Source organism: Frankia sp. BMG5.60 (genome assembly GCF_059428125.1).
The window spans coordinates 6,959,809-6,981,046 of record NZ_CM182091.1; the positions used below are offsets into that span (position 1 = coordinate 6,959,809).

The following is a 21,238-nucleotide window of genomic DNA, read 5'->3' on the forward strand; positions in this document are numbered from 1 at the left end:
AAGGTGGGTGTCGTCGCCGGGTGCCGCCACCCAGCCGTCGGGCGAGGAGGTCGCCATGCATCGACTTCAGACACGGTCCGTGCCAATACCCGCCTGGCCCGATCAGGCGCCCGCGCTCCCGACCGACCGCACGGTGTCCCGGCCTCCCCACCCGGTGGAACCGGGTTCGCGGCCGACGACGGCGACCGCGTCGCGGGCGGCGCTCCTCGTGGCGGCGGCGACCCTGCTGCTGGCCGCCGGCTGCGCTGGGAGCTCCGCGGGCGGGAAGGCCCCCGCCACGGTGACCGCGCCCCGCGGTGGCCCGCCAGCCGGATGGTCGGCCGCCCCGGCGACACCGGGCACGGCGACACCGGGCACGCGCGGGCCGGCTGCCCAGACCACGGCTGCCCGGGCCACGGCTGAGCTGGGCGCTGCGGGGGCGACCGGTGCCGGCACGGCGGCCTCGGCGTCGAGGGCGCCGGCCGGGAGTGTCACCGCGCCGGCCGGCGGGCTGTGCCCCACCGCCCGGTTGGCGGTGCGCTCCGCTGACGGTGAGGGCGCGGCCGGCAGCACGTACGAACACCTGGTGCTGACCAATACCGGCACCACGTCCTGCGTGCTGCGCGGCTTCCCCGGCGTCTCCTACCTCGACGCCGCGGGCCGTCAGGTCGGCGCGGCCGCGGTCCGGACGGGTCCGGCTGGCCCGGCCGTCCGGCTGGCCCCCGGTGCCTCGGCCAGGGCGACCTTGCGGACCGTGCACCCCGGCATCCAGGAGGGCTGCGACGAGCCGGAGCAGAGCACACCCGTCGCCGCCTTGCGGATCTTCCCGCCGGCGAACACGACGGCCCTGCGGCTGGCGCTGTCCGGTGTCTCGGCGTGCAGCAGTCCGGCCGTGCAGCAGTTGTCGGTGACCGCCTTCACCCGCTGACGCGTCATCGGCTGACCACCGCCGCCGCACCCACCGGGGGCGGTGGTCAGCCGGCGGCCGGGTCGGCCGCTCCGACGGTGCTCAGGGCGATGTCGACGTAACGCCTGCTGATCTCCGTCGGCGTGAGCGGCCCGTCCGGGTGGTACCAGCCGGTGATCGAACGCAGCATGCCGAGCAGCGCTCGGGAGGTGTCCGCGGGACTGGCCATCCGGAACACCCCGCTGCTGTTGCCGTCGACGAGGATGTCGAGCAGCAGGGTCTCGAGCTCCTTGCGCTTGGCGGCGTAACCGCGGCGGTTGGCCGGCTCCAGGTAACGCAGCTCGGAGTCGAGGACGGCCATCCGCACCCGGTGCGCCATGAAGAGCGTCATCGACTCGACGAACGCGACGAAGCGGGCGCGGGCGGGTGCGCTCTCGCCCACCTCGGCGAGCGCGGCGCGGGCCCGGCCGAGCGCATCCTCGATCCCCAGGTCCAGCAGCGCCACGAGGATGCCCTGCTTGTTGGCGTAGTGGTAGTAGAGCGCGGGCACGGTGACGCCGGCACGGCGCGCGATGTCCCGCACCGTCGTGCCGTGGTAGCCGTGCTCATAGAGGGCCTCCATCGCGCCCTGCAGGATCGGGGTGAGCTGGGGCGGGGCGAACTCGCGCCAGTTCGCCGCCGCCAGCACGGGTCCTGCCGTCACGATGGGCCTCCCGGGTGTGGCTGGTCCTGACCAGTGTGGACCGGCCATCCCACGCGTGGATCCGGACCACGCGCAGGGTGACCGAACCGCCGCGAGCTCGCGTGCTCGGGGCGGATCGATCGACGGGCCGGTGCCGTCGACGAGCCAGGCCGCCGACGGCACCGCGTCACCAGGTCGGCCGGAGCCGTTCGGACGTCAGAGCCGTTCGAATGTCAGAACCGTTCGAATGTCAGAGCCGTTTCGCGAATGTCAGAGCCGCTCGATGATGGTGGCGTTGGCCATGCCGCCGCCCTCGCACATCGTCTGCAGGCCGTAGCGACCGCCGGTCGCCTCCAGGTAGTTGACCATGGTGGTCAGCAGGCGGGCACCCGAGCCGCCCAGGGCGTGGCCGAGCGCGATCGCCCCGCCCCGCGGGTTGAGCTTGGCCGGGTCGGCCCCGGTGTCACGGGCCCAGGCCAGGGGCACCGGCGCGAACGCCTCGTTGACCTCGAAGGCGTCGATGTCGTCGATGGACAGCCCGGAGCGCTGGAGGGCCTTGCGGGTCGCCGGGATGGGGGCGGTCAGCATGAGCAGCGGGTCGTCGCCGGCCAACGCGAAGGTGTGGAAGCGGGCCCGGGGCCGCAGGCCGAGTTCGTTGGCCTTCGTCTCACTCATGATCAGCACGGCGGAGGCGCCGTCGGTCAGCGGTGAGGAGTTGCCCGGGGTGATGCTCCAGGTGATCTCCGGGAAGCGGGCCGCCCACTGCTCGCTGTAGAAGGAGGGCTTGAGCTGCTGCAGACCCTCGAAGGTGGTCGTGGGCCGGACGGTCTGGTCGGCGAGGTGCTGGGTCTTCGTGCCGTCCGGCAGGGTGATCTCCACCGGGACGATCTCGTTCGCGAAGTCGCCGGCCGCCGCCGAGGCCGCGGCGAGCTGGTGCGAGCGGGCGGAGAAGGCGTCCAGGTCCTCGCGGTTGAGCTTCCAGCGCGCGGCGATCAGTTCGGCGCCGATGCCCTGGTTGGCCAGGCCCTCCGGGTAGCGGGCGTGGAAACCCGGGCCGTTGGGGTCCTTGCCGATGACCGCGGAGCCCATCGGCACCCGGCTCATCGACTCCACCCCACCGGCGATGACGACGTCGTACGCCCCCGCGATGACGCCCTGCGCGGCGAAGTGGGCGGCCTGCTGGCTCGACCCGCACTGGCGGTCGATGGTCGTGGCGGGCACCGACTCGGGGAAGCCCGCGGACAGCAACGCGGTGCGACCGATGTTCAGCGACTGCTCGCCGACCTGGCCGACACAGCCCGCGATCACGTCGTCGACCAGCGCCGGGTCGAGGTCGTTGCGCGTGACCAGCGCCTTGAGCACGGTGGCCAGCAGCTCCACCGGGTGGGTCTCGGACAGCGCCCCACCGGGCTTGCCGCGACCCGACGCCGTCCGGACCGCATCGACGATGACTGCGTTTTCCATGGGATCTCCCTCGTCACCAGCGTGGCGGACCGATCCGCCACGCTGCCCGTGTCGCCCACCCGATGTCCAGCGCTCGCTTGGTTGTCTAGCGCTCGCTAAGTAGACCCTGCCATGACCCGCCCTCACATGCGCGGTACTGCCGCCCTGGCCAGGATCGCGCCGGGCGGGTCGTGCCATGTTCCGCTTGGCGATCGTTCGAGTCGACGCTACGAGCCTGCTCTTGATGGGTCAACAAGCAAATTGGAGTGACAATTCCATACTTCGCGGCCCGGTGCGACCGACCGGCCCGGCCCGGCGCCGGGGACGCGGGGGAGCGGGGAGGACGAGTCCCCCGCCGGCCCGGGACCGCCGGCCGCCCACCGCGGCGGAGAGCGTCAACGGACCAGCCGCGGCGGACGGTTACCGGCGGCGGTGCCGGGGCGTCCGTCCCCGCCGGACGGGAGATCGGCCGAGGCGGTCGGGTCGCCCACGACACAGGGCGGCCGAGGATGCGCGCGCTCGACCGCGGTGACGCGGTCGGCGATCCACCCGCGCAGGCCGGCGACGTCCACGTCGTGTGGCGGGTGCTCGGTGTAGGGCGCCAGGTTGTCCGACGCGCGAGCCAGCACGGCCACGCCGCCTCTGACGTTGCCGCGGGCCAGATGGGTGATCCCCACGGCCAGTTGGGTCAGCCCGCGCCACAGGCCGCGTTCGTCGTCCGCGGCGGCCTTCCAGGCGGCCTCGAGCGCCTCGTGCGCCTGGAAGGGGTGGCCGGTGTCGAGCAGATGCTGGGCGGCGGCGAGCGCGGCGCCCGGGGGCAGCGGGTTCGGCAGGCTCAGGGGCGCCACGCCGGCCGCTCCGCGCGGCAGGGGCCGGCCGAGAGCGTCGCGGGGGCGCTCGGCGGGTCGGGTCGACGGCGGTTGCGGTTCGGCGCCGCCGCGTTCGCCCGCGGACGCGTCCGGTCCATCCGGTCCATCCGGGCGGGGCCCCTGGTGCGTGGGCCCGGTGGAGTCTGCTCCGGCGGGCACCGGCCCGGGGTGTCGTGGTCTGGTCATCTCAGTCAGTGTGACCAGGCGGTGGGGCTCTGTCGCCCGCGATTGTCCCGGGTGGCGGTCGCCACGCGCGTCGGACTGGTGCCGGCACGGCAGTGGCCCGTCCCGGCGGGGGAGCCGGGACGGGCCACGGGAGGTGCCGTGCCGCTCCGGGTGGGGGTGCGAGCCGCGAAGGATCCGCCGCTCAGCCTCGGCGGCCGGCGGCGGCGCGCAGCGCGTCGGCGCGGTCGGTGCGCTCCCAGGCGAAGTCGGGCAGCGGCCGGCCGAAGTGACCGTAGGCCGCGGTCTGGCGGTAGATCGGCCGCAGCAGGTCGAGGTCGCGGATGATCGCCGCGGGCCGCAGGTCGAAGACCTCGGTGACGGCCCGGGAGATCTCGGCCACCGGCACCGTCTCGGTACCGAAGGTCTCGACGAACAGGCCCACCGGCTCGGCCTTCCCGATCGCGTAGGCGACCTGCAGCTCCGCCCGGCGGGCCAGGCCCGCCGCGACGACGTTCTTGGCCACCCAGCGCAGCGCGTAGGCCGCCGACCGGTCGACCTTGGACGGGTCCTTGCCGGAGAAGGCGCCGCCGCCGTGGCGGGCGTACCCGCCGTAGGTGTCGATGATGATCTTGCGGCCGGTCAGGCCGGCGTCACCGATCGGCCCGCCGATCTCGAACCGGCCGGTCGGGTTGACGAGAAGCCGGTAGCCGTCCACCTCCAGGCCGAGGTTCTCCTCGGCCAGCCGCTTGAGCTCCGGCGTGATGACCTGGTCGCGGATGTCCGGGATGAGGCGGGTCGTGAGGTCGACGTCCGCGGCGTGGTGCGCCGAGACGACGATGGTGTCCAGCCGCACCGGCCGGTCGTCGTCGTACTCGATCGTCACCTGGGTCTTGCCGTCCGGGCGCAGGTAGGGCAGCACGCCCTCGTGACGAACCTGGGACAGCCGCTGGGCCAGCCGGTGCGCCAGGGTGATCGGCAGCGGGAGCAGGTCGGGCGTCTCGTCGCTGGCGTAGCCGAACATGATTCCCTGGTCGCCGGCGCCCTGCTGGGCGAGCGCGTCCTCGCCGCCCTCGACCCGGGCCTCGTAGGCCTGGTCGACGCCCTGGGCGATGTCGGGGGACTGCGCACCGATCGAGACCAGAACGCCGACGGTGGCCCCGTCGAAGCCCGTCGCGGCGTCGTAGCCGATCTCGGTGAGGGTGCGTCGCACCACCGAGGTCACGTCCACGTGGGCGGAGCTGGTGACCTCGCCGGCCACGTGGACGTGCCCCGTGGTCAGCAGGGTCTCCACCGCGACCCGGGAGCTCGGGTCGGCGGCCAGGTAGGCGTCGAGCAGGGCGTCGCTGATCTGATCGGCCAGCTTGTCGGGATGACCCTCGGTTACGGACTCCGACGTGAACAGGCGGCGGGACATGCGGGACCTCGTTTCGATGCATCGCGGGAAGATAAGGAGCTGGCCGTGGCTCGGGCCGGACCCGATGGACTGCGGGGGCCGCCACGGGGAGATCGGTGGATCGCGGCCGGGCCGCTTCGGCCGAACAGCGGCCGGCCCGACCGCGTGGGCGAACGGATAGCCCGCCGAGCCCCGCCCGGGCACCGCATCCGGCTGGCCCCGGGGACGGTGGGGCGCGGGGGCGCGGGGCCGGACGGATCTCGCCGGCGAGAGGACGCTCGCGTGAAGAGGGCTGGCCGGAGCTGGGCGGCGAGGGTGACCGGCCCCGCGCGGTGACGGCGGGGCACCCGGGCGCCGACGAACCTCAGGAACGCGCTGAGTACACCGCCCGGGGCGAGGACGCCCCCGCGCGGCTCAGCGCGCGGTACAGATGGCGGAGCTCACGAGGGCGAAGTCGACGTGACCACGCGTGACGAGGACGGCCGAGCACTGCACGCGATGATCCCATCACGGGCGCCGCGGCGGCGTCAACAACGCCTGGCCGTGGGCGTGCCTTGTCTCACCGAGGCCGCCATGCCAGAGTGGGATCATGCCGAGCCCGGACGACCCGACGTCCCGGGTCGCGGCCGGCCGGCGGTGACGATGCGCCGCCGGATCCCGCTCGTGCGCCGGCGGGCGGTCGACCTCATGCGGGTCGCCAGTCGCCTCTGTAGCTGACCCGTCGCTGGTTCATGGCGCCGCGTGCCGCCATCCAGCCGCGATCGGGCGCCCGGGTCGGAGCGGGCTGGCGTCCGGCGCACCCCTACTCACTGTCATGTGGCGTCCCGCCTCGTGGGTCGGTCGTCCCCGTCGGGACCGGGTCGCCGTGCGGAGGTGGCGTGCTCATGTCCCAGGCCGATCGCGTGTCCCAGGCCGATCGCGTGCCCTTGTCCGTACTTGATCTGTCGCCCCGGTCGGAGGGCGCGTCCGCGGGTGACGCGTTGCGTAACACCATCGACCTCGCCCGTCGCACCGAGGAGCTCGGCTTCCACCGATACTGGCTCGCCGAGCATCATCTGGTGCCCGGTGTCGTCTCCTCGGCACCGGCGGTCGTCATCGCGCTCGTGGCCGATGCCACGACCCGGATCCGGGTCGGCTCGGGAGCGGTCCAGATGGGTCATCACACGGCGGTGACAGTCGCCGAGGAGTTCGGCACCCTCGCCCAGATCCATCCGGGCCGGATCGACCTCGGACTGGGGCGTCCCGCCGTCGACCGGCTGTTCGCCCCGGCGGACGGCGGTGGCTCGCCGTCCGGGTCGGACCAGCCGGCCGCCGTGTCCGGTGGCGCCGTGTCTGGTGGCGTCGTGTCTGGGCTGGCTGCGTCTGATGGCGCCGCCTCCGGCGGGGCCGCGCCTGGCCGTACGGCGACCGTCGTCGACGGGCTGTTGTTGCCGGCGCCGCCCCGGATGCGGCTGAACGCCGACCGGCTGCGTCGCCAGTTCGCACTCATCGGCTACCGGCCGGGCGCCGGGGACGAGTACGGCCAGCAGGTCCGCGACATCCAGGCGTTCCTGCGGGGCGACTACCGGACCGCCGAGGGCGAGCACCTGACGGTGCCGGCCGCCGAGGGTGCCGACCTGCAGATCTGGGTCCTCGGCTCCAGCCCGGGCGCAAGCGCCCGGACGGCCGGCGAGCTGGGACTGCCGTTCGTCGCGAACTACCACGTCTCGCCGTCCTCGGTGCTCGAGGCGGTGCAGGCCTACCGGGACGCCTTCGTCCCGTCGGCGTCGTTCGACCGGCCCTACGTGATGGTCTCGGCGGACGTGGTGGTCGGCCCGGACGACGACACGGCCGCCGAGCTCGCCTCGCCCTACGGACTGTGGGTGCTGAGCATCCGGTCCGGGCAGGGGGCCCGTCCCTTCCCGAGCCCGGCGCAGGCGGCGGCGCACCCGTGGACCGCGGAGGAACGCACCCTCGTCGCGGACCGGGTCGAGACCCAGTTCGTCGGCGGTCCCGCCACCGTCGCGCGCAAGTTGGAGACGTTGCGGAACGTGACCGGGGCCGACGAGTTGATCATCACAACGATCGCGCATGATCATGCGGACCGGGTGCGCTCGTACGAGCTCCTCGCCGACGTGTGGCACTGACCCTCCGGGGCCGCCGGCCTCGAGGCCGGGGTCGGCATCGCTTTGCGTCGTTCCTGACCGCTGGTTACCGTGGACAGCGACGCGTGACACCGCCGGCGGTGACCGCCGTCGGCGGATGTCCGGCCCGCGCGTGACGGAGGAGGCATCGTGTCCGACGACTGGACCGGGAGCGCGGCGGCGCCGCGTCCTCGGTCGGGCGGCGGGATGCACGAGCTCACGCACCGTCGGCACATCGACACCTGCAGGGTCAACGCGGCCGCCTGTACCCGCTGACGTCCCCAGCCTCCCTGACCTTCCCGCGCCCCGGGTTCGCCGGCGCCGCCCGACCCTCGGGTCGCACCGTCGCCGGACCAGAGCCCGGACCCGATCCGTGAACCGGCGGCGGGAGGTCGTCGACACCGGCAGGAACGGCGTTGGTCATGACCGATCCCCTTGCATCATCCGAACACCCGGATCCGCCGGGCCGGCCCGTTCCCGCGGGCCAGCCCGAGTCCGCTGGACGCCCGGCGGCCGGCCGGGCCGCGGGACCCGTGCGGCCCGGCTCGCCGCGGGGGCTCGCGGCGACCAGCTTCACGCTGCGCGAGGCGCACGTCCTCGACGTGACCGGCCGTTTCGGCGAGCCGCGTGACGTGGCGGTGCGCGACGGCGTCGTGCGGGCCGTCGGACCGCGGCTCGCTCTCGACCCGGACACCGTCGACGTCGATGCCCGCGGGCTGTGGCTGATGCCCGGCGTCGTCGACTGCCACGCCCACGTGACCCAGGCGACCTACGACCAGTTCGAGCTGGTGACGGCCCCGCTGTCCGCGCGATACCTGCAGACGGCCGATGCGCTTCGGGCGTCGTTGCAGGCGGGCGTCACCTACCTGCGCGACGCCGGCGGCGCCGACGCGGGTGTCCGCGACGCGCTCGTGGCGGGCAGCGTGCCGGGTCCACGGCTCGCGGTCTGCATCGTCGCGCTGAGCCGTTCCGGGCGCCACGGCGACGGCGGCATTCTCGGCCCCGGGTTGGAGTCCGCCGACGACGTCCTCGGACCCGACTACCCGGGCCGGCCGCCGCATTCGGTGATCGAGGCCGGTGGCCTGCCCGCCGCGGTGCGTGGCGTCCTGCGGGCCGGCGCCGACTGGGTGATGATCTACGCCAGCGGTGGGGTGATGTCCGCGCGTCCGGGCAGTCCGGACTTCCAGTTCGGCCGGTCGGAACTGGCCGCCGCGGTCGCTGAGGCGGCCCGCTACGGCCGTCCGGTGATGATGCACGCCCTGGGCGAGCGGGCGGTCGAGGCGGCGGTCGACGCCGGCGCGCGTTCCGTCGAGCACGGCCTCGGGCTGAGTGAGCGGGCGGCCGCGGCGATGGCCGCCCGGGGGGTCACGCTGGTCCCGACTCTGACGCCCTATCGTGACCTGGCCGCGCTGGCGACCACCGGAATGCTGCCGGGCTGGGCCGTGGATCGGGCGGAGGCCACCGCGGCCTCACTCACCGACACGATCGCCGTCGCCCGCGCGGCGGGGGTTCCCATCGCGCTGGGCAGCGACGCCCGCCATCGCACCCGCCACGGCGCCAACCTCGCCGAGATCAGCCAGTTGCGACGGGCGGGGCTCACCGCCCCCGAGGCGTTGCTCGCGGCGACCGCCACCGGGGCGAGGCTGTGCGGGGTGGGGGATCGGTTGGGGCGGATCGCAGTCGGCTACACGTTCGACGCGATCCTGCTCGACGAGGATCCGGCGGAGCTGAGGATCTTCGAACACCCGGACGCGGTCAGCGGCGTCTTCCTCGGCGGCCGCCCGGTACTGGCGCATCCGCGGCTGCCCGCCTCGAAGGTGGCCCCGGCCGCGCCGCCCGCGCGCCCGGTGCCGGACGGCGCGGACCGCGCCGCCGCCGGCCCGCGGGTGCTCCCGTCGGGGCCCGCCACCGGCTGACCGGGGGCGACGGCCCGCCGGGATCGCTGAGCGCCGGCCACCAGCACCGGAAAGCCGACCGGCCTCTTCGGAGGTATTTCCCCGCCAAATTTCCGACTATTTCTTGGAGTATTCGGCGGCGGCTGTCCGCCGAGATGCGGATCCGCTTGCGAAAGCTATCGTCGGAGGAGCCCGGCCAGGCGGGAACAGCCGCCTGCCGCGGGCTTCCCGGCATGGCGGATGAGCCGTCGCCCGCACCTCGGAGGTGTCCGATGCAGCACGCCGAAACAATCAACGAGAACATGCGGAAAGCTATCGATGAGTGTATGTCGTGCTCGGCGCTGTGTGAGGAGACCATCTCCTACTGCATGGACATGCCCGGCACGATGATGGACGCCGCGGACATGCGTCTCATGATGGACTGCGCGGCGGTCACCAGGACCTGTGCCGACTTGATGTGCCGGATGTCGCCGTTCCACGCCGAGATGTGTGCCATGTGTGCACGGGTCTGCCGTGCCTGCGCCGATATGTGCGAGAAGATGCCGCGCGACGCCCAGCTCGCCCGCCTTGCCCGGGCCTGCCGGTCCTGCCTGGACAGCTGCAACGCGATGGCGGGTGCCGCTGCCTGACCTGCCCGCGGTTCCGGTTCCGTCGAGCATCGTCCGTCGTCCTCCGGGGCCCAGGGGGAAGTGCTGGGCCCCGGAGGCGGCCGACGGAAACGTTTCGGTAGTCAGCATTAAGCATGTTGACATCCGATCGGAGCGCCGCCAGAATCCGACCATGCCTCATCCGGCGCGACGGCCGACCGTTCTGGTCATCCGTGGCCACATCGGCTTCCTGCGTGTCGCTTCCGCGGTCTGTCCGGTCCGGGTGTCTCGCTAATCCAGCCTTGCCGGCGCGCCGTCAGCGTTTCCCGGCGCCTCACCGGTGCCTCGCCGTCGCGCCCACAGCCGCCGCATCCACAGCCGCGCGGCCTGGCTGCGCCGGTCGGGTTCCCGCAGCCTCGCACGCGCCATTTCCGCCGTGCTGGAGCGCGCCGCCATCCGCGTCCGGACGGCTCTGATCGGAGCATGTTGTGTCCATTCCCCTCTCGTCGCCTCCCTCCCATCCGCGTCCACGTGGCTACGTCGGCGGTCCTGGTTCCCGCTACTGGCCGAGCGGCGATCCGACCCGGCGTGCGGGGGCGAACGTGGTCCTTCTTCCCGGCCGCGGGGAATCCGCCGAAATCTTCGAGAACCTGGCCTTTCGGCTGGCACTCGACGGCTACCAGGTGACGTTTCTCGACCATGGGAGGGACAGCATCCTCGCCCTTGGCGAGGCGCGCGAACCGGGACTGCCGTTCGTTCTGCTCGGTTCGGACAGCGGCGCCCTGCGTGCGCTGGTCGGCGCCGCGTCGCCCGCCGTTCGCCCGGACGCGCTCATCCTGGTGGACCTCCCGCTGCTGCACCGCGCGGTCGCCGGAGAGCCTCCGGACCAGCCGATCCCACGGTCGCTTCCGGACCTGCCCATCCTGCTGCTGCATGGCGAGGACGACCGGGTGATTCCGTTTCCGCTCGTTCGCATGGCGACGCGCACCGCCCGCGGGGCCAGGCTCGCGTCCCCGCCCGGTGGCCGGGGCGTGCTGTCCGGCCCGGGCCGCCGCGCCGCCGGCGCGCACATCGTGCTCTTCCTGGAGAACCTGCGGACGCGGGGGCTGGCCCCCGCGCCGCGGTCCGCCTCCCCAGCCTGACCACACCGAACGCGTCCTGACTCGCCGGGCGGCGCGCCAGTTCCCTCGTCGCCCCGCGTCCCCGCGTCCCCGCGTGGCCCGGCGTCCCCCCGAGCCCGCGAGCCCGCGTCCCCGCGTGGCCCGGCGTTCCCTCATCGCCGCCGCCCCGTCCACCGTCGACGTCGTTCGTCGCCCCGCCGCCGTGAGCCTTGAATCCGGCGCTGTCGGTCCGGCGTCGGCGTGGGTTCCGGTGCTGCCACCGCGTTGCGCCCCCGCGCGGCCGGAGTGATGCCGTGCGTGGTCCTTCCGACCCGCGGTCCCGACCTCCTCCTCCGATCGCGCCTCATCCCGCCCGGGCAGACCGGGGCGAACCTCCGACATCCGGTGATCCTTCGTATCGTCCGAAGGTTCGGTTGATGTCCGAGTGTTGCGGTATCGCAGCACTATGCACGCACGGTGACAGACGCGCGCCAAAATTCGTGCAGAACTAGTACTTGTCACTACGGTACGTAGTTCGCTACGGTTGCCGGGCACTAGTCGCTCCGGGCCGACGCCGAGTTCTGCCCACGGTTCCGGGGTCCCTCCAAGACAGCTTGGGCAGAAGCGGGGGAACCAGGTTCCTCCGGGTGGCCCCGTCACGGCCGCCCTCGGGGTTAAGTCGCCTCCACGGAGACGACCGGGCTTCCCGGCCCGAACCCGACAGCTAACCTCGCAGGCGTACGGGAAGGATTCGACGTTGCCTGTGTATCGGGAACGCTCGGCTGCGGTCTCGATGACCGCCCTGGCGACCTGCGTTTTCTGCGACGCGCCCTCGCCACGACGGGCGCCGTTCTCGCCCTGACTTAGCCGCGGGAACGTGCCACCGGCCGGCACTCGCCGGCCGAACACGCGCGCACGACATCACCGGCCCACCTGACGGACCGCACGGGTCGCCGTCGGCGGTCGGCCGCGATCCCCGGACCGCCCGCATCGGGCGGCCAGGCGTGATGCGGCCGCCGCGCTGATCGGGCCGGAACTCTCACCAATCTCGGAGCCCGCCCCCGCCGTTTCTTTGCGCCGTTTTGCCGGGTGCAGCTTCGAAACCAGATAGTCCGTGCTGCCTGTATCTGGTTAGTGAGAACCGCTCCCCTCCGTTGAGCGGAAGCCGTCACCGATTCCAAACCTGTGTTCGACGACACCGAAATGAGATGTCAAAGAATGGCTAAGGGAAAGCATCGGAAGCGTTCCACCCGGCACCGCGGCGCCGTCATCGCCGCCGCCGGCGTGATCGGTGCCGGAGCCAGCATGCTCGCCACCGCGAGCCCGGCGAGCGCCGCCACCGGCGCCGTCTCGGACGTGACGATCGCCAGCGCGGCGGCGAATGCGGGCCTCGCCGGCTGCCGCGGCGTCCCGCTGTCCACCTGGGTGGCGGTCGCTCTCGCCGAGTCCGGCGGCAACACCTTCGCCCACGCCACGGTCGGTGAGGACTCCCGCGGACTCTGGCAGATCAACATGCGTGCGCACGCCGGCTGGGTGGGCAACCGCAACCTCTACGACCCCGCCACCAACGCCTGGGCGGCGAAGCGAGTCTGCGACAGCCAGGGCCCCTCGGCCTGGACCACGTACGCCCGCGGCATGCACAACCGGTACCTGGGTCGTGGCCAGGCCGCGGCGGCCGCCGTCTCCGGCGGCATCAGCGTGCGCACCGTCTCCTACACCGCGCCCGCGGCGCCCGCTCCCGCGGCGCCCGCTCCCGCGCCGGCGTCCCCGACCGGGTATCCGTCGCTCGCCTCCGGCCTCGGCTACCGGCAGGACGTCCAGCAGATTCAGCAGAAGCTGGCCAACCTCGGTTACCCGATCCAGGTCGACGGCCAGTTCGGCTACCAGACGAACCACATGGTCAAGGACTACCAGCTCAAGCACGGTCTGCTGGTGGACGGCGTCGTCGGGCCCCAGACCCGCGCCAGCCTCGGCATCTGACGAATCGCGGGGTGGCGCGGCGCCGCCGGGTGACGCTCCCCAGCCTCACCCGGCGGCGCTGTCGTGTGTGGCAGCCGGACGCCGTCGGCTCCCGCCGGGAGGACGCCTCCCGCCGGGAGGACGCCCACTGCAGGGAGGACGCATCCCGCCGGGAGGCCGGGGCAGAGGACTATCCGCCGGTCGAACGGGGTATTCCCTGCACCGGCCCAGACGGGGCCGCCGGTCCCCGAGCAAGGTGTGGCACGGGGCCCGATCAGCGAGGATCTCCGACCGACGAGGATCATCATGGTCGACGAGCTCGGAACCGTTGCGGGCCCGATCGCCCGTCCCGGCGTCCGGACTCCCGGCGAACCAGGTCACGGCTCCCGGTGGTCCGGTCCCGCACCGGCGGCCTTCGGGCCCGGGTCAGGTGTCGTGTTTGCCGTGCTGGGGCCGCTTGAGGTCTGGCGCGGGCCGGGGGAGCGCGTCCGCATCGACCAGCGCAAGAAGCGGGCGCTGCTGCTCACGCTGCTTCTGCACGCCGGACGGTGGACCTCGGTGGAGGAGATGCGTCTGGCGCTCTGGCAGGACGACGCGCCCAGGTCCGCCCTCGGCAACATCAAGACCTACCTGTCCGAGCTGCGGCACACGCTGCCCACGCCGGTCGGGGATCCGGCCGTGCCGGTGTCGATCAGGGCGGTGGGCCCGCGGGCCGCGGTCCTTCGCCGACCGGCCGGCCCAGGACGCATCGAGAGCCGCCCAGGGGAGTACCGCCTGATCGTCGCCCCCGAGGAGATCGACGTCGTCCGCTTCGAGCAGGCAGTCGAACGGGGCCGGGGCGCGGCCCGCGCCGGCGCGCCCGCCCAGGCCGCCGAGCTGCTGGAGCAGGCGCTCGGATGGTGGCGCGGAAGCGCGTTCGACGAGTTGCCGGCCGAGGTCGGTGGGGCCGAGAGCCTCCGTCTGGAGGAGGCCCGGTGGTCGGCCCGCGAGGCGCTGATAGACGCTCGCCTCGCACTCGGTGAACACGACCAGGTGCTTCCGGCGTTGCGCGCGCTCGCTGTGGAGTACCCGACCCGCGAGCGTCTCTGGGCGCAGCTCCTCGTCGCCCTGGAGCGCAGCGGTCGCCGGGCCGAGGCGCTGCGTGAGTACCGCGGCCTGTACCGACGGATGGTCACTGAACTCGGCATCGAACCCGGTGCGGAGCTGCGCCGGGTCCATCAGGAGGTCCTGGACCCGGAGCGCGCCTGGCCGCGGCCCTCCTCGGAGCGGACGGGCCTGCCGGCACCGCTGAACCGCCACTGAACGCCCGGCGGGAATCCCCTCGGGCGTGGGTGGGACCGATCGTCCGGTCCGCTGATCTGCGGTAGTGCTCGCAGGAGTGGGGCCGGCCCATCCGCCGCGTGGCGGGACACCTTTCGGATGCCGACCGTCGTGCGGCGGACTTTGTCTTGTGTGCCCGCCACGCGGAGGAACGCGAACAGGGAGGGCACCCATGACGGCGACCTGTCCCAGCGCCTGGCGGCGGCCGGTTGATCTGCGGCGGCGACCCGGGGCCGGGAACGCGACCGCGCCGATGGCGGATTCGATGGCGGCGGGCTCCTCCGCTGCCGGGCACCTGAGGCTGCGGTGACCACGCCCATCACGGCTCGGCGGCCGGGCCGCGACGCCCGGCTCGCGTCATCCCGGCCGAGCTGCTGGTTTGTCGCCCTGTCGGACCGGGATCCGGTGGTGCTGCCCGCCGGGGTCCGCCGGGTGCTGCGATACCCCTCGGGGCGACCATGGCTCGTCGGCGACTGGCCGGATGACGCGATGGTCAACGCGGCAACCAGTCGTGCCCGGATAGCACTGGTCGGTCGAGCCGCGGCGAATTCCAGCCAGCTCCTACGCCTGCTGGTGGCCGCGCGGGACGTGCATTCCCTCGACGTCGCGCGCGCCGTGGCCGGGGACTACCACGTCATCGCCGAGATCAACGGGCAGTGCAGGCTCCAGGGCAGCCCGACCGGCACGCGGCGGATCTTCACCGCGGTGTCCGGGGGGCAGCACGTCGCCGCGGACCGCGCCGACGTCCTTGCCGAGCTGACCGGCGGCGAGCTGGACCCCACGGCGCTGGCCCTGTCGCTGCTGGACCCATCCCCGCCATATCCGCTCGACGACCTTGTCCCGTGGGTGTCGGTCGAGGCCGTGCCACCCGACCACTACCTGTTCCTGGATCGTGATGGACGGGTCGAGCGGATGCGCTGGTGGCGGCAGCCGGCGTCGACGCGGTCACGGGCCGAGGGCGCGCCGATCCTGCGAGCGGCCCTCGCCGAGGCGGTGTCCGTGCGGGTGGCAGCGGGGCGCACCGTCAGCGCCGACCTGTCCGGCGGGCTGGCCGCGGCCTGCGTGTGCTGCCTGGCGGCCCGCGGCCCCGCCGACATCGTCGCGGTCACCGGGATCGCCCGGGACCCCGACGGCGACGATGCGCGCTGGACAGCCGACGCGGCGGGCTCGCTGCCCGGCGTCGCTCGCGAGATTCTGCCCACAAGCGAGCTCCCTGCCGTCTTCGACGGCATCGCCTCCGCCGATGAGGCGCTCGACCGTCCCTTCGTCGGTCTCGTGGATCGGGCGAAGCTGCGAGCGGGCCTCGACCGCGTCGCCCTCTACGGCCCTCGCCTGCACCTGACCGGCCTCGGCGGTGAGCAGGTCGCCCAGGGGGCGCCGAACTACCTGCCTCGACTGGCGCGCCGACGGCCCTGGACCGCGGTGCGGCACCTGCGCGGCTTCCGTGCCCGGGAGGGTTGGCCGTGGGCCGCGAGCGTGCGGATGATGCGCCGTCGGGACTACCGCGACTGCCTGTTCGACCTGGCCCGGGCCCTCGAGCAGGCTCCGCTCGGGGGAGGCCCCGCGCGGCCCGAGCCCCCCCACGCGACGGCGGCCCTGGACTGGACGCTGCCGCCGGCCGTCCCGAGCTGGCTGACCAGCGCCGCCCGGAGGCTCATCGCCGAGGCCGTCGCCGACGCGGCTCGCCGAGACGGCCCCCTGGCGCCGACGCGGGACGGCCACGCCGACCTGGTCGCGATCCGGGCCACCGCGTCCGCGTTCCGGCTGCTCGACCAGATGGCCAGCCCGATCGGCCCGCCGCTGAGCGCGCCGTTCCTCGACGACCGGGTCGTCCGCGCCGCGCTCGCCGTCCGGGCGGAGGAGCGCGCCTCCCCCTGGGAGGACGAACCGCTGCTCAAGGAGGCGATGCGGCAGGTGGTACCGGCGAACTGCCTGCACCGGGAGATCTCTGGCGGCGCCGACACCGGCGCCGAGCAGGGCCGGGGGTTGCACGCGAACCGTGGCGTCCTGGCCGGGCTGTGCGATGACTCGCCGCTGGCCGACCTCGGACTCATCGAGCCGGAGACGCTCCGGGAGGCGTGCCGGGAAGGGGCCGCGGCGGACCGCCGGCCCCAGGCCCTCCGACCGACCTTCGCGGCCGACGCCTGGCTACGCACCCTCGCCGGCCGCCGCGGCTGAGCGCAGGCGGGTCGCGGGCGCCCGGCGTCGGCACGGATGGCCGCCGGAGATCTGCCGAAGATCGAGGACCAGCGGGAGTGGACATGGTGATGTTGCGATCCGACGTGGTGCGGGCGCCGACGGAGTACGGCGCCGTGCTGCTGCACACCGACGATGGGCGGTACTGGACGCTCAACCCCTCGGGTGATCTCGTTCTCCGCGTCCTGCTGGACGGGGGAGACGTCGCCGCCGCCGTGCGGGAGCTGTGCACGACCGTGGAGGTCGATCCGCAGGTCGCGCGCCGCGATGTCGAGGGTCTGCTGGCCCAGCTCGCCGACGTCGGCCTGATCGAGCCGGAGTCCGAGGCTCGCTGGTCGCCCGAGGTCGAGGGGGGATGCCCCGGTGACGACGCGGGCAGGCCGGAGGCACGGCGGTGACGGCGCCGATGGCGGTCGAACGGTCGGAGGTCGTGCTGCGCCCCTGGCGTCGGCTGGAGGCGATGGCCGCGGTCGGGGCGGCACGGCTGCTCGCTACCCAGTCGCCGGCACGCATCCGTCGGGTGCTGGCCCGGCTTGGCGACGGCGCTCGGCCGGCCGACTACGCCAGCGCGCTCGCCGCACGCCAGGCGGTGATGGCCGTGAGCCTCACCTGTCGGGAGGAGCGAGGCTGCGTTCCCCGCTCGATCGCCACCACCCTGCTGTGCCGGATGACGGGCAGCGTGCCGACCTGGTGCGTCGGGGTGCGGACCGTCGCGCCGTTCGCCGCGCATGCCTGGGTCGAAGCGGATGGTGTGATCGTCGGGGAGTCGGTGCCGCCCGGATACCTGCGTGTGCTGCTTGCCGTCGGGCCGGGGACCGAACCGTGGTGAGGGGGCTGGCCGAGCTCTGGGCGTTGTTGCGTGGGCACAGACGGCCCGTGCTGATCGCCACGGTGCTGACCGTGATCGGCACCGGCGTCGGGGTGCTCCAACCACTGCTCGTGATGAGGGTGATCGACACCGCGCAGGCCGGTGGTATCCCGTTGTGGCTGGTAGGGGCGCTTCTGGGCCTGTTCGTCTGCCAAGCGATCATTGACACCACCGGGCACTACCTGCTGGAACGAGCCGGTCAGGGGATCCTGCTCGGCCTGCGCCGGCGGCTTATCGGCCATCTGCTGGCGCTGCGGGTGCAGATCTTCGACACCCGGCGGATCGGGGACCTCATCTCGCGGGCGAACACGGACACCACCGTGGTTCGGGAGGCGGTGGCCTACAGCTTCACCTCGCTCGTCACCAGCCTGATCGGGGTGGCCGGCGCCGTCGCCCTGATGGTGTGGCTCAATCCGTGGCTGTTCCTGCTCGTCGTCGCGGTGGTCGCGGTGGCCGGGGTGGTGGTCCTCGGTGCGCTGTCCCGCATCCGCGCGGTGTCCGAGCGCGGGCAGGCCAGCGTGGGAGGCATGACCGCGGATCTGGAACGGGCCCTGGTCGCGATCCGTACCGTGCGGGCGAACCGGGCCGAGGCCCGCGAGGCCGAGAGAATAGGCGATCATGCCGCCGCCGCCTACCAGGCAGGCGTCCGCATGGCGAAGCTGGACTCGATCATCGCGCCCGCCATGCAACTGGCCGTGCAGGGCAGCGTCCTCGCCGTCCTGCTGGCCGGTGGGGTGCTGGTGGCTCGGGGCTCGGTCTCGCTCGGCAGCCTCGTAGCCTTCCTCCTCTACGCGACCTACCTGGTCATGCCGTTGTCTCAGCTCATCGAGTCCGCCGCCACGATCCAGCGCGGTCTCGGGGCGCTCGCACGGGTCAACGCCGTGTTCGCACTGCCGCGGGAGGACGACGACATCGTGGTGCGCGGTCCGCTGCGCACGATCGCGACCGCCTGGCCCGCCGGGTCGACACCACCCGCCGTGTGCCTGCTCGCGCGGGGGGCGCCGGGGCAGGCCCAGGGCACGTACTACCCCTCGCCTGAACAGGCGGCCGAAGCGGCCGAAGCGGCCGGAGCGGTCGAAGCGGTCGAAGCAGTCGGAGGGGTCGGAGGGGAACGGTTCGCGGTGGCCGCAGCGCGGGAGACGGCGGGTGAGGGCGACCGGGCGGCGGCGATCGAGCTGCGAGAGGTGCATTTCGCCTACACCGCGACGCCGGTGCTGTGTGGAGTGTCGTTCCAGGTGCCCCGGCGGGGCCATGTCGCGCTGGTCGGTGCCTCGGGAGCCGGCAAGTCGACCGTTCTGGAACTCGTGGAGCGGTTCTACGATCCGGACGAGGGACAGATCCTCTTCGCCGGCCGCGATGTCCGTTCCATCCCCCGCGGCAGTGCCCGGACCTGGGTGAACCTGGTCGAACAGAACACACCGGTGCTGCACGGCACCCTGCGGGACAACATCGTTTACGCGATGCCGGACGCGGGCGAGGACGAGATTGCGCAGGTGGTGGCGACGGCTGGGCTGAGGGATCTCGTCAACCGGCTGCCGGATGGGCTGCACACCCCGGTAGGCGATCACGGCGTGCTGCTCTCCGGCGGCGAGCGGCAGCGGGTGGCGATCGCCCGTGCGCTGCTGCCGAGCCCTGCCGTACTGCTGCTGGACGAGCCGACCTCGCAGCTCGATGCCGTCAACGAGCGTGCGCTCACCCAGGCGATGCGCCGGATCGCCGCCGAGCGCGCCCTGCTCGTCATCGCGCACCGCATCTCCACGGTCCGGGCGGCCGACCGCATCATCGTGCTGGACGAGGGCCGGGTCGTTGCGGAGGGCACCCACGACGAGCTGATGGCGACCAGTGCCTTCTATCGGGGGCTCGCCACAGCCCCGCCGGCGCGGTCTGAGGGAGCGGCGGGAGAACGGACCGCGCGCGACGAGCGGCGGCCGCCGGCAGGTCCGTTCGGACCGCCGCCGACGGACGGCGGCGACAGCCGCCCGGGGGCGCTCGGTCCGCTGGGGCGCCGTCGGGCAGGGCGTCGTGCCCCCGTGGGGTGAACGAGCCGAGCATCCCTCCTCGACCCCGTCCCCGTCCTCGCTCCACCCGGCCTCGATCCTGCCGGTGCTGCTATCGCGCCGCCGGAGGGGCCAGGGCGGACTTGCGGACCTTGCCCATGGGATTGCGAGGTAGCTCGGTGACGAAGTGGATCTCCCGAGGTCGCTTGTGGACGGACAGTTCCCGGGCCACGAAGTCGGTGAGGTCTCCGGCGGCCGACCTGCTGCTCCTCCCGCCACCGAGCAGATCCGGGGCGACGACGAAGGCGGTGATCCGCTGGCCGAGGTCGTCGTCGGGAAGGCCGACGACGGCGGCCTCCCGCACCTCCGGATGGGCCAGCAGCGCCGCCTCCACCTCACCCGCGCCTATTCGATAGCCCCCGGACTTGATGAGGTCGGTCGACCGCCGTCCGACGATCCGGTGGTGCCCATCCGGCGCGATCACCGCGGCGTCACCGGTACGGAACCAGCCGTCGGCCGTGAAGGAGTCGGCGGTGACCTCCGGGTTGCCCAGGTAGCCCCCGTACAGGGTTGGCCCCTGGACCTGCAACTCGCCGATGCTCTGCCCGTCGGTCGGCAGCGGGGCGCCGGTCTCGTCGTCGACGAGCCTGGTGCGTACGTCCGTCAGCGGCGGGCCGACCCAGCCGGCGCGGCGCTCGCCATCGGCGCGGCTGCTCGTCGTGATCAGCGTCTCGGTCATGCCGTAGCGCTCTATGGGTGCCAGGCCGGTGAGCGTGGCGAGCCGATTCAGGATCGGCGCCGGCAGGGGTGCACTGCCGGAGACGAGCAGCCGAGCCGTGGCCAGGGCCCGGGCGCTGACCGGGTCGTCGCAGACCCGGGACCAGACGGTCGGCACGCCGAAGTACAGGCTGCCGCCGGCCGCCGCATACGCGGTCGGTGTCGGCCGGACGGTGTGAACCAGTCGGCTGCCGACCCGCAGCGCGCCGAGAACACCCAGGACGAGGCCGTGCACGTGGAACAGCGGCAGCCCGTGCACGAGGGTGTCCTGCGGGGTCCAGGCCCATGCCTCGGCGAGGGCGTCGAGGTCGGCGGCGATGGCCGCGGCGGGCACCATGACGCCTTTGGGCGCCCCGGTCGTGCCGGAGGTGTACAGGATGAGCGCCGGCGGGGCGGCCGCGACCGCGACCGGTTCATCGATGCCCGCCGCGCTCGCGGTCGCCCTGTTCGTGGCGGTCGCCCTGTTCGTGGCGGACGGCAACGCCGTGCGGACGGTGGGATCGACCGGCACCGCCGGGATCGCCAGGTCATCCCAGCCCGGGCTGCCGAGCAGCAGCTCGGCGCGCGAGTCCCGCAGGATGTGGCCGCGCTCCCGCGGCCCGGAATCCGGTGGCACCGGGACCGCGGGCACCCCGGCGAGCAGGCAGCCGACGACGGACACGACAGTGGCCATCGAGGCCTCGGCGTGCACCGCGACGGTCCCGGCTCCCGCGACGCGACCGGCGACGGTCGCCGCGGCCTCCAGCAGCTCGGCCCGGGAGAGGATCACATCCCCGACCTGCACGGCAGGCGCATCGTGATCGACGTCCAGGGATGGGAACAGCAGTGTCACGTCCGGATCCTCTCGCCGCATCGGGAACCGCGGTGCGCGTCTCGGCGGCCGTGGACATTCAGCCGTGGGCCTGTGGTCCGGCCCGGGACTACGCTGGCGTGCTGTGCCAGATCCAGCGTCATCGGTAGATCCAGCGTCGGTGCCGG

The 21,238-nt window shown here is 73.4% G+C and carries 17 protein-coding genes and 1 riboswitch; of the genes, 11 read left to right on the forward strand and 6 right to left on the reverse strand.

Annotated features, from left to right (window positions below; translation table 11 throughout):
- Nucleotides 1–102 precede the first annotated feature (102 nt).
- A complete protein-coding gene (locus AC5R91_RS28535; RefSeq protein ID WP_495398110.1) occupies nt 103–576 on the reverse strand; it encodes a hypothetical protein in 474 nt (157 codons plus the stop codon).
- On the opposite strand from AC5R91_RS28535, the gene AC5R91_RS28540 reads away from it, so the two are divergent.
- Nucleotides 515–907 carry a DUF4232 domain-containing protein gene (locus AC5R91_RS28540; protein WP_495398082.1) on the forward strand — a complete coding sequence of 131 codons (393 nt, stop codon included), beginning with the start codon at nt 515–517 and terminating at the stop codon, nt 905–907. The genes AC5R91_RS28535 and AC5R91_RS28540 overlap by 62 nt on opposite strands.
- A gap of 46 nt (nt 908–953) precedes the next feature.
- Here the strand turns inward: AC5R91_RS28540 and AC5R91_RS28545 are convergent, their stop codons facing one another.
- The 4 genes from AC5R91_RS28545 to metK all read right to left on the reverse strand — a co-directional run bounded on the left by AC5R91_RS28545 (nt 954) and on the right by metK (nt 5,459).
- The gene (locus AC5R91_RS28545; RefSeq protein WP_495394375.1) at nt 954–1,589 is read right to left on the reverse strand and encodes a TetR/AcrR family transcriptional regulator; all 636 of its coding nucleotides are present in this window, start codon (nt 1,587–1,589) and stop codon (nt 954–956) included.
- 249 nt (nt 1,590–1,838) lie between these two features.
- Nucleotides 1,839–3,032, reverse strand: coding sequence for a thiolase family protein (locus tag AC5R91_RS28550; RefSeq protein WP_495394376.1), 1,194 nt, complete (start codon nt 3,030–3,032; stop codon nt 1,839–1,841).
- A 374-nt stretch (nt 3,033–3,406) separates the two neighbouring features.
- Nucleotides 3,407–3,859 (reverse strand): DUF309 domain-containing protein, encoded by a 453-nt coding sequence (locus AC5R91_RS28555; protein WP_495394377.1) that lies wholly within the window; start codon nt 3,857–3,859, stop codon nt 3,407–3,409.
- Nucleotides 3,860–4,247: 388 nt separating this feature from the next.
- Nucleotides 4,248–5,459, reverse strand: coding sequence for a methionine adenosyltransferase (gene metK, locus AC5R91_RS28560; protein WP_495394378.1), 1,212 nt, complete (start codon nt 5,457–5,459; stop codon nt 4,248–4,250).
- 863 nt (nt 5,460–6,322) lie between these two features.
- Between metK and AC5R91_RS28565 the strand changes: the two genes are divergently transcribed.
- From AC5R91_RS28565 to AC5R91_RS28610, 10 genes are all read left to right on the forward strand, one after another.
- Nucleotides 6,323–7,564: an LLM class flavin-dependent oxidoreductase gene (locus AC5R91_RS28565; RefSeq protein ID WP_495394379.1), complete on the forward strand. Its 1,242-nt coding sequence runs from the start codon at nt 6,323–6,325 to the stop codon at nt 7,562–7,564.
- Nucleotides 7,565–7,983: 419 nt separating this feature from the next.
- The gene (locus AC5R91_RS28570; RefSeq protein ID WP_495394380.1) at nt 7,984–9,477 is read left to right on the forward strand and encodes an amidohydrolase family protein; all 1,494 of its coding nucleotides are present in this window, start codon (nt 7,984–7,986) and stop codon (nt 9,475–9,477) included.
- Nucleotides 9,478–9,728: 251 nt separating this feature from the next.
- A complete protein-coding gene (locus AC5R91_RS28575; protein ID WP_495394381.1) occupies nt 9,729–10,085 on the forward strand; it encodes a four-helix bundle copper-binding protein in 357 nt (118 codons plus the stop codon).
- Between the two features lie 446 nt (nt 10,086–10,531).
- Entirely contained in the window at nt 10,532–11,185 is a 654-nt protein-coding gene (locus AC5R91_RS28580) for an alpha/beta hydrolase (RefSeq protein WP_495394382.1), read from the forward strand.
- Nucleotides 11,186–11,744: 559 nt separating this feature from the next.
- Nucleotides 11,745–11,896: riboswitch (cyclic di-AMP (ydaO/yuaA leader) on the forward strand.
- Nucleotides 11,897–12,361: 465 nt separating this feature from the next.
- Nucleotides 12,362–13,123: a peptidoglycan-binding protein gene (locus AC5R91_RS28585; protein WP_495394383.1), complete on the forward strand. Its 762-nt coding sequence runs from the start codon at nt 12,362–12,364 to the stop codon at nt 13,121–13,123.
- 423 nt (nt 13,124–13,546) lie between these two features.
- Nucleotides 13,547–14,404, forward strand: a complete 858-nt coding sequence (locus AC5R91_RS28590) for an AfsR/SARP family transcriptional regulator (protein ID WP_495394384.1) — start codon at nt 13,547–13,549, stop codon at nt 14,402–14,404.
- A 324-nt stretch (nt 14,405–14,728) separates the two neighbouring features.
- Complete coding sequence (locus tag AC5R91_RS28595; protein ID WP_495394385.1) at nt 14,729–16,600, forward strand: asparagine synthase-related protein; 1,872 nt, start codon at nt 14,729–14,731, stop codon at nt 16,598–16,600.
- Nucleotides 16,601–16,689: 89 nt separating this feature from the next.
- Entirely contained in the window at nt 16,690–17,016 is a 327-nt protein-coding gene (locus tag AC5R91_RS28600; protein WP_495394386.1) for a lasso peptide biosynthesis PqqD family chaperone, read from the forward strand.
- Nucleotides 17,013–17,447 carry a lasso peptide biosynthesis B2 protein gene (locus tag AC5R91_RS28605; RefSeq protein ID WP_495394387.1) on the forward strand — a complete coding sequence of 145 codons (435 nt, stop codon included), beginning with the start codon at nt 17,013–17,015 and terminating at the stop codon, nt 17,445–17,447. The genes AC5R91_RS28600 and AC5R91_RS28605 overlap by 4 nt, the downstream gene beginning before the upstream one ends.
- Entirely contained in the window at nt 17,441–19,525 is a 2,085-nt protein-coding gene (locus AC5R91_RS28610) for an ABC transporter ATP-binding protein (protein WP_495394388.1), read from the forward strand. The genes AC5R91_RS28605 and AC5R91_RS28610 overlap by 7 nt, the downstream gene beginning before the upstream one ends.
- A 70-nt stretch (nt 19,526–19,595) precedes the next feature.
- Here AC5R91_RS28610 and AC5R91_RS28615 read toward each other — a convergent pair whose 3' ends face one another.
- The gene (locus AC5R91_RS28615; RefSeq protein ID WP_495394389.1) at nt 19,596–21,092 is read right to left on the reverse strand and encodes an acyl-CoA synthetase; all 1,497 of its coding nucleotides are present in this window, start codon (nt 21,090–21,092) and stop codon (nt 19,596–19,598) included.
- Nucleotides 21,093–21,238: the final 146 nt, after the last annotated feature.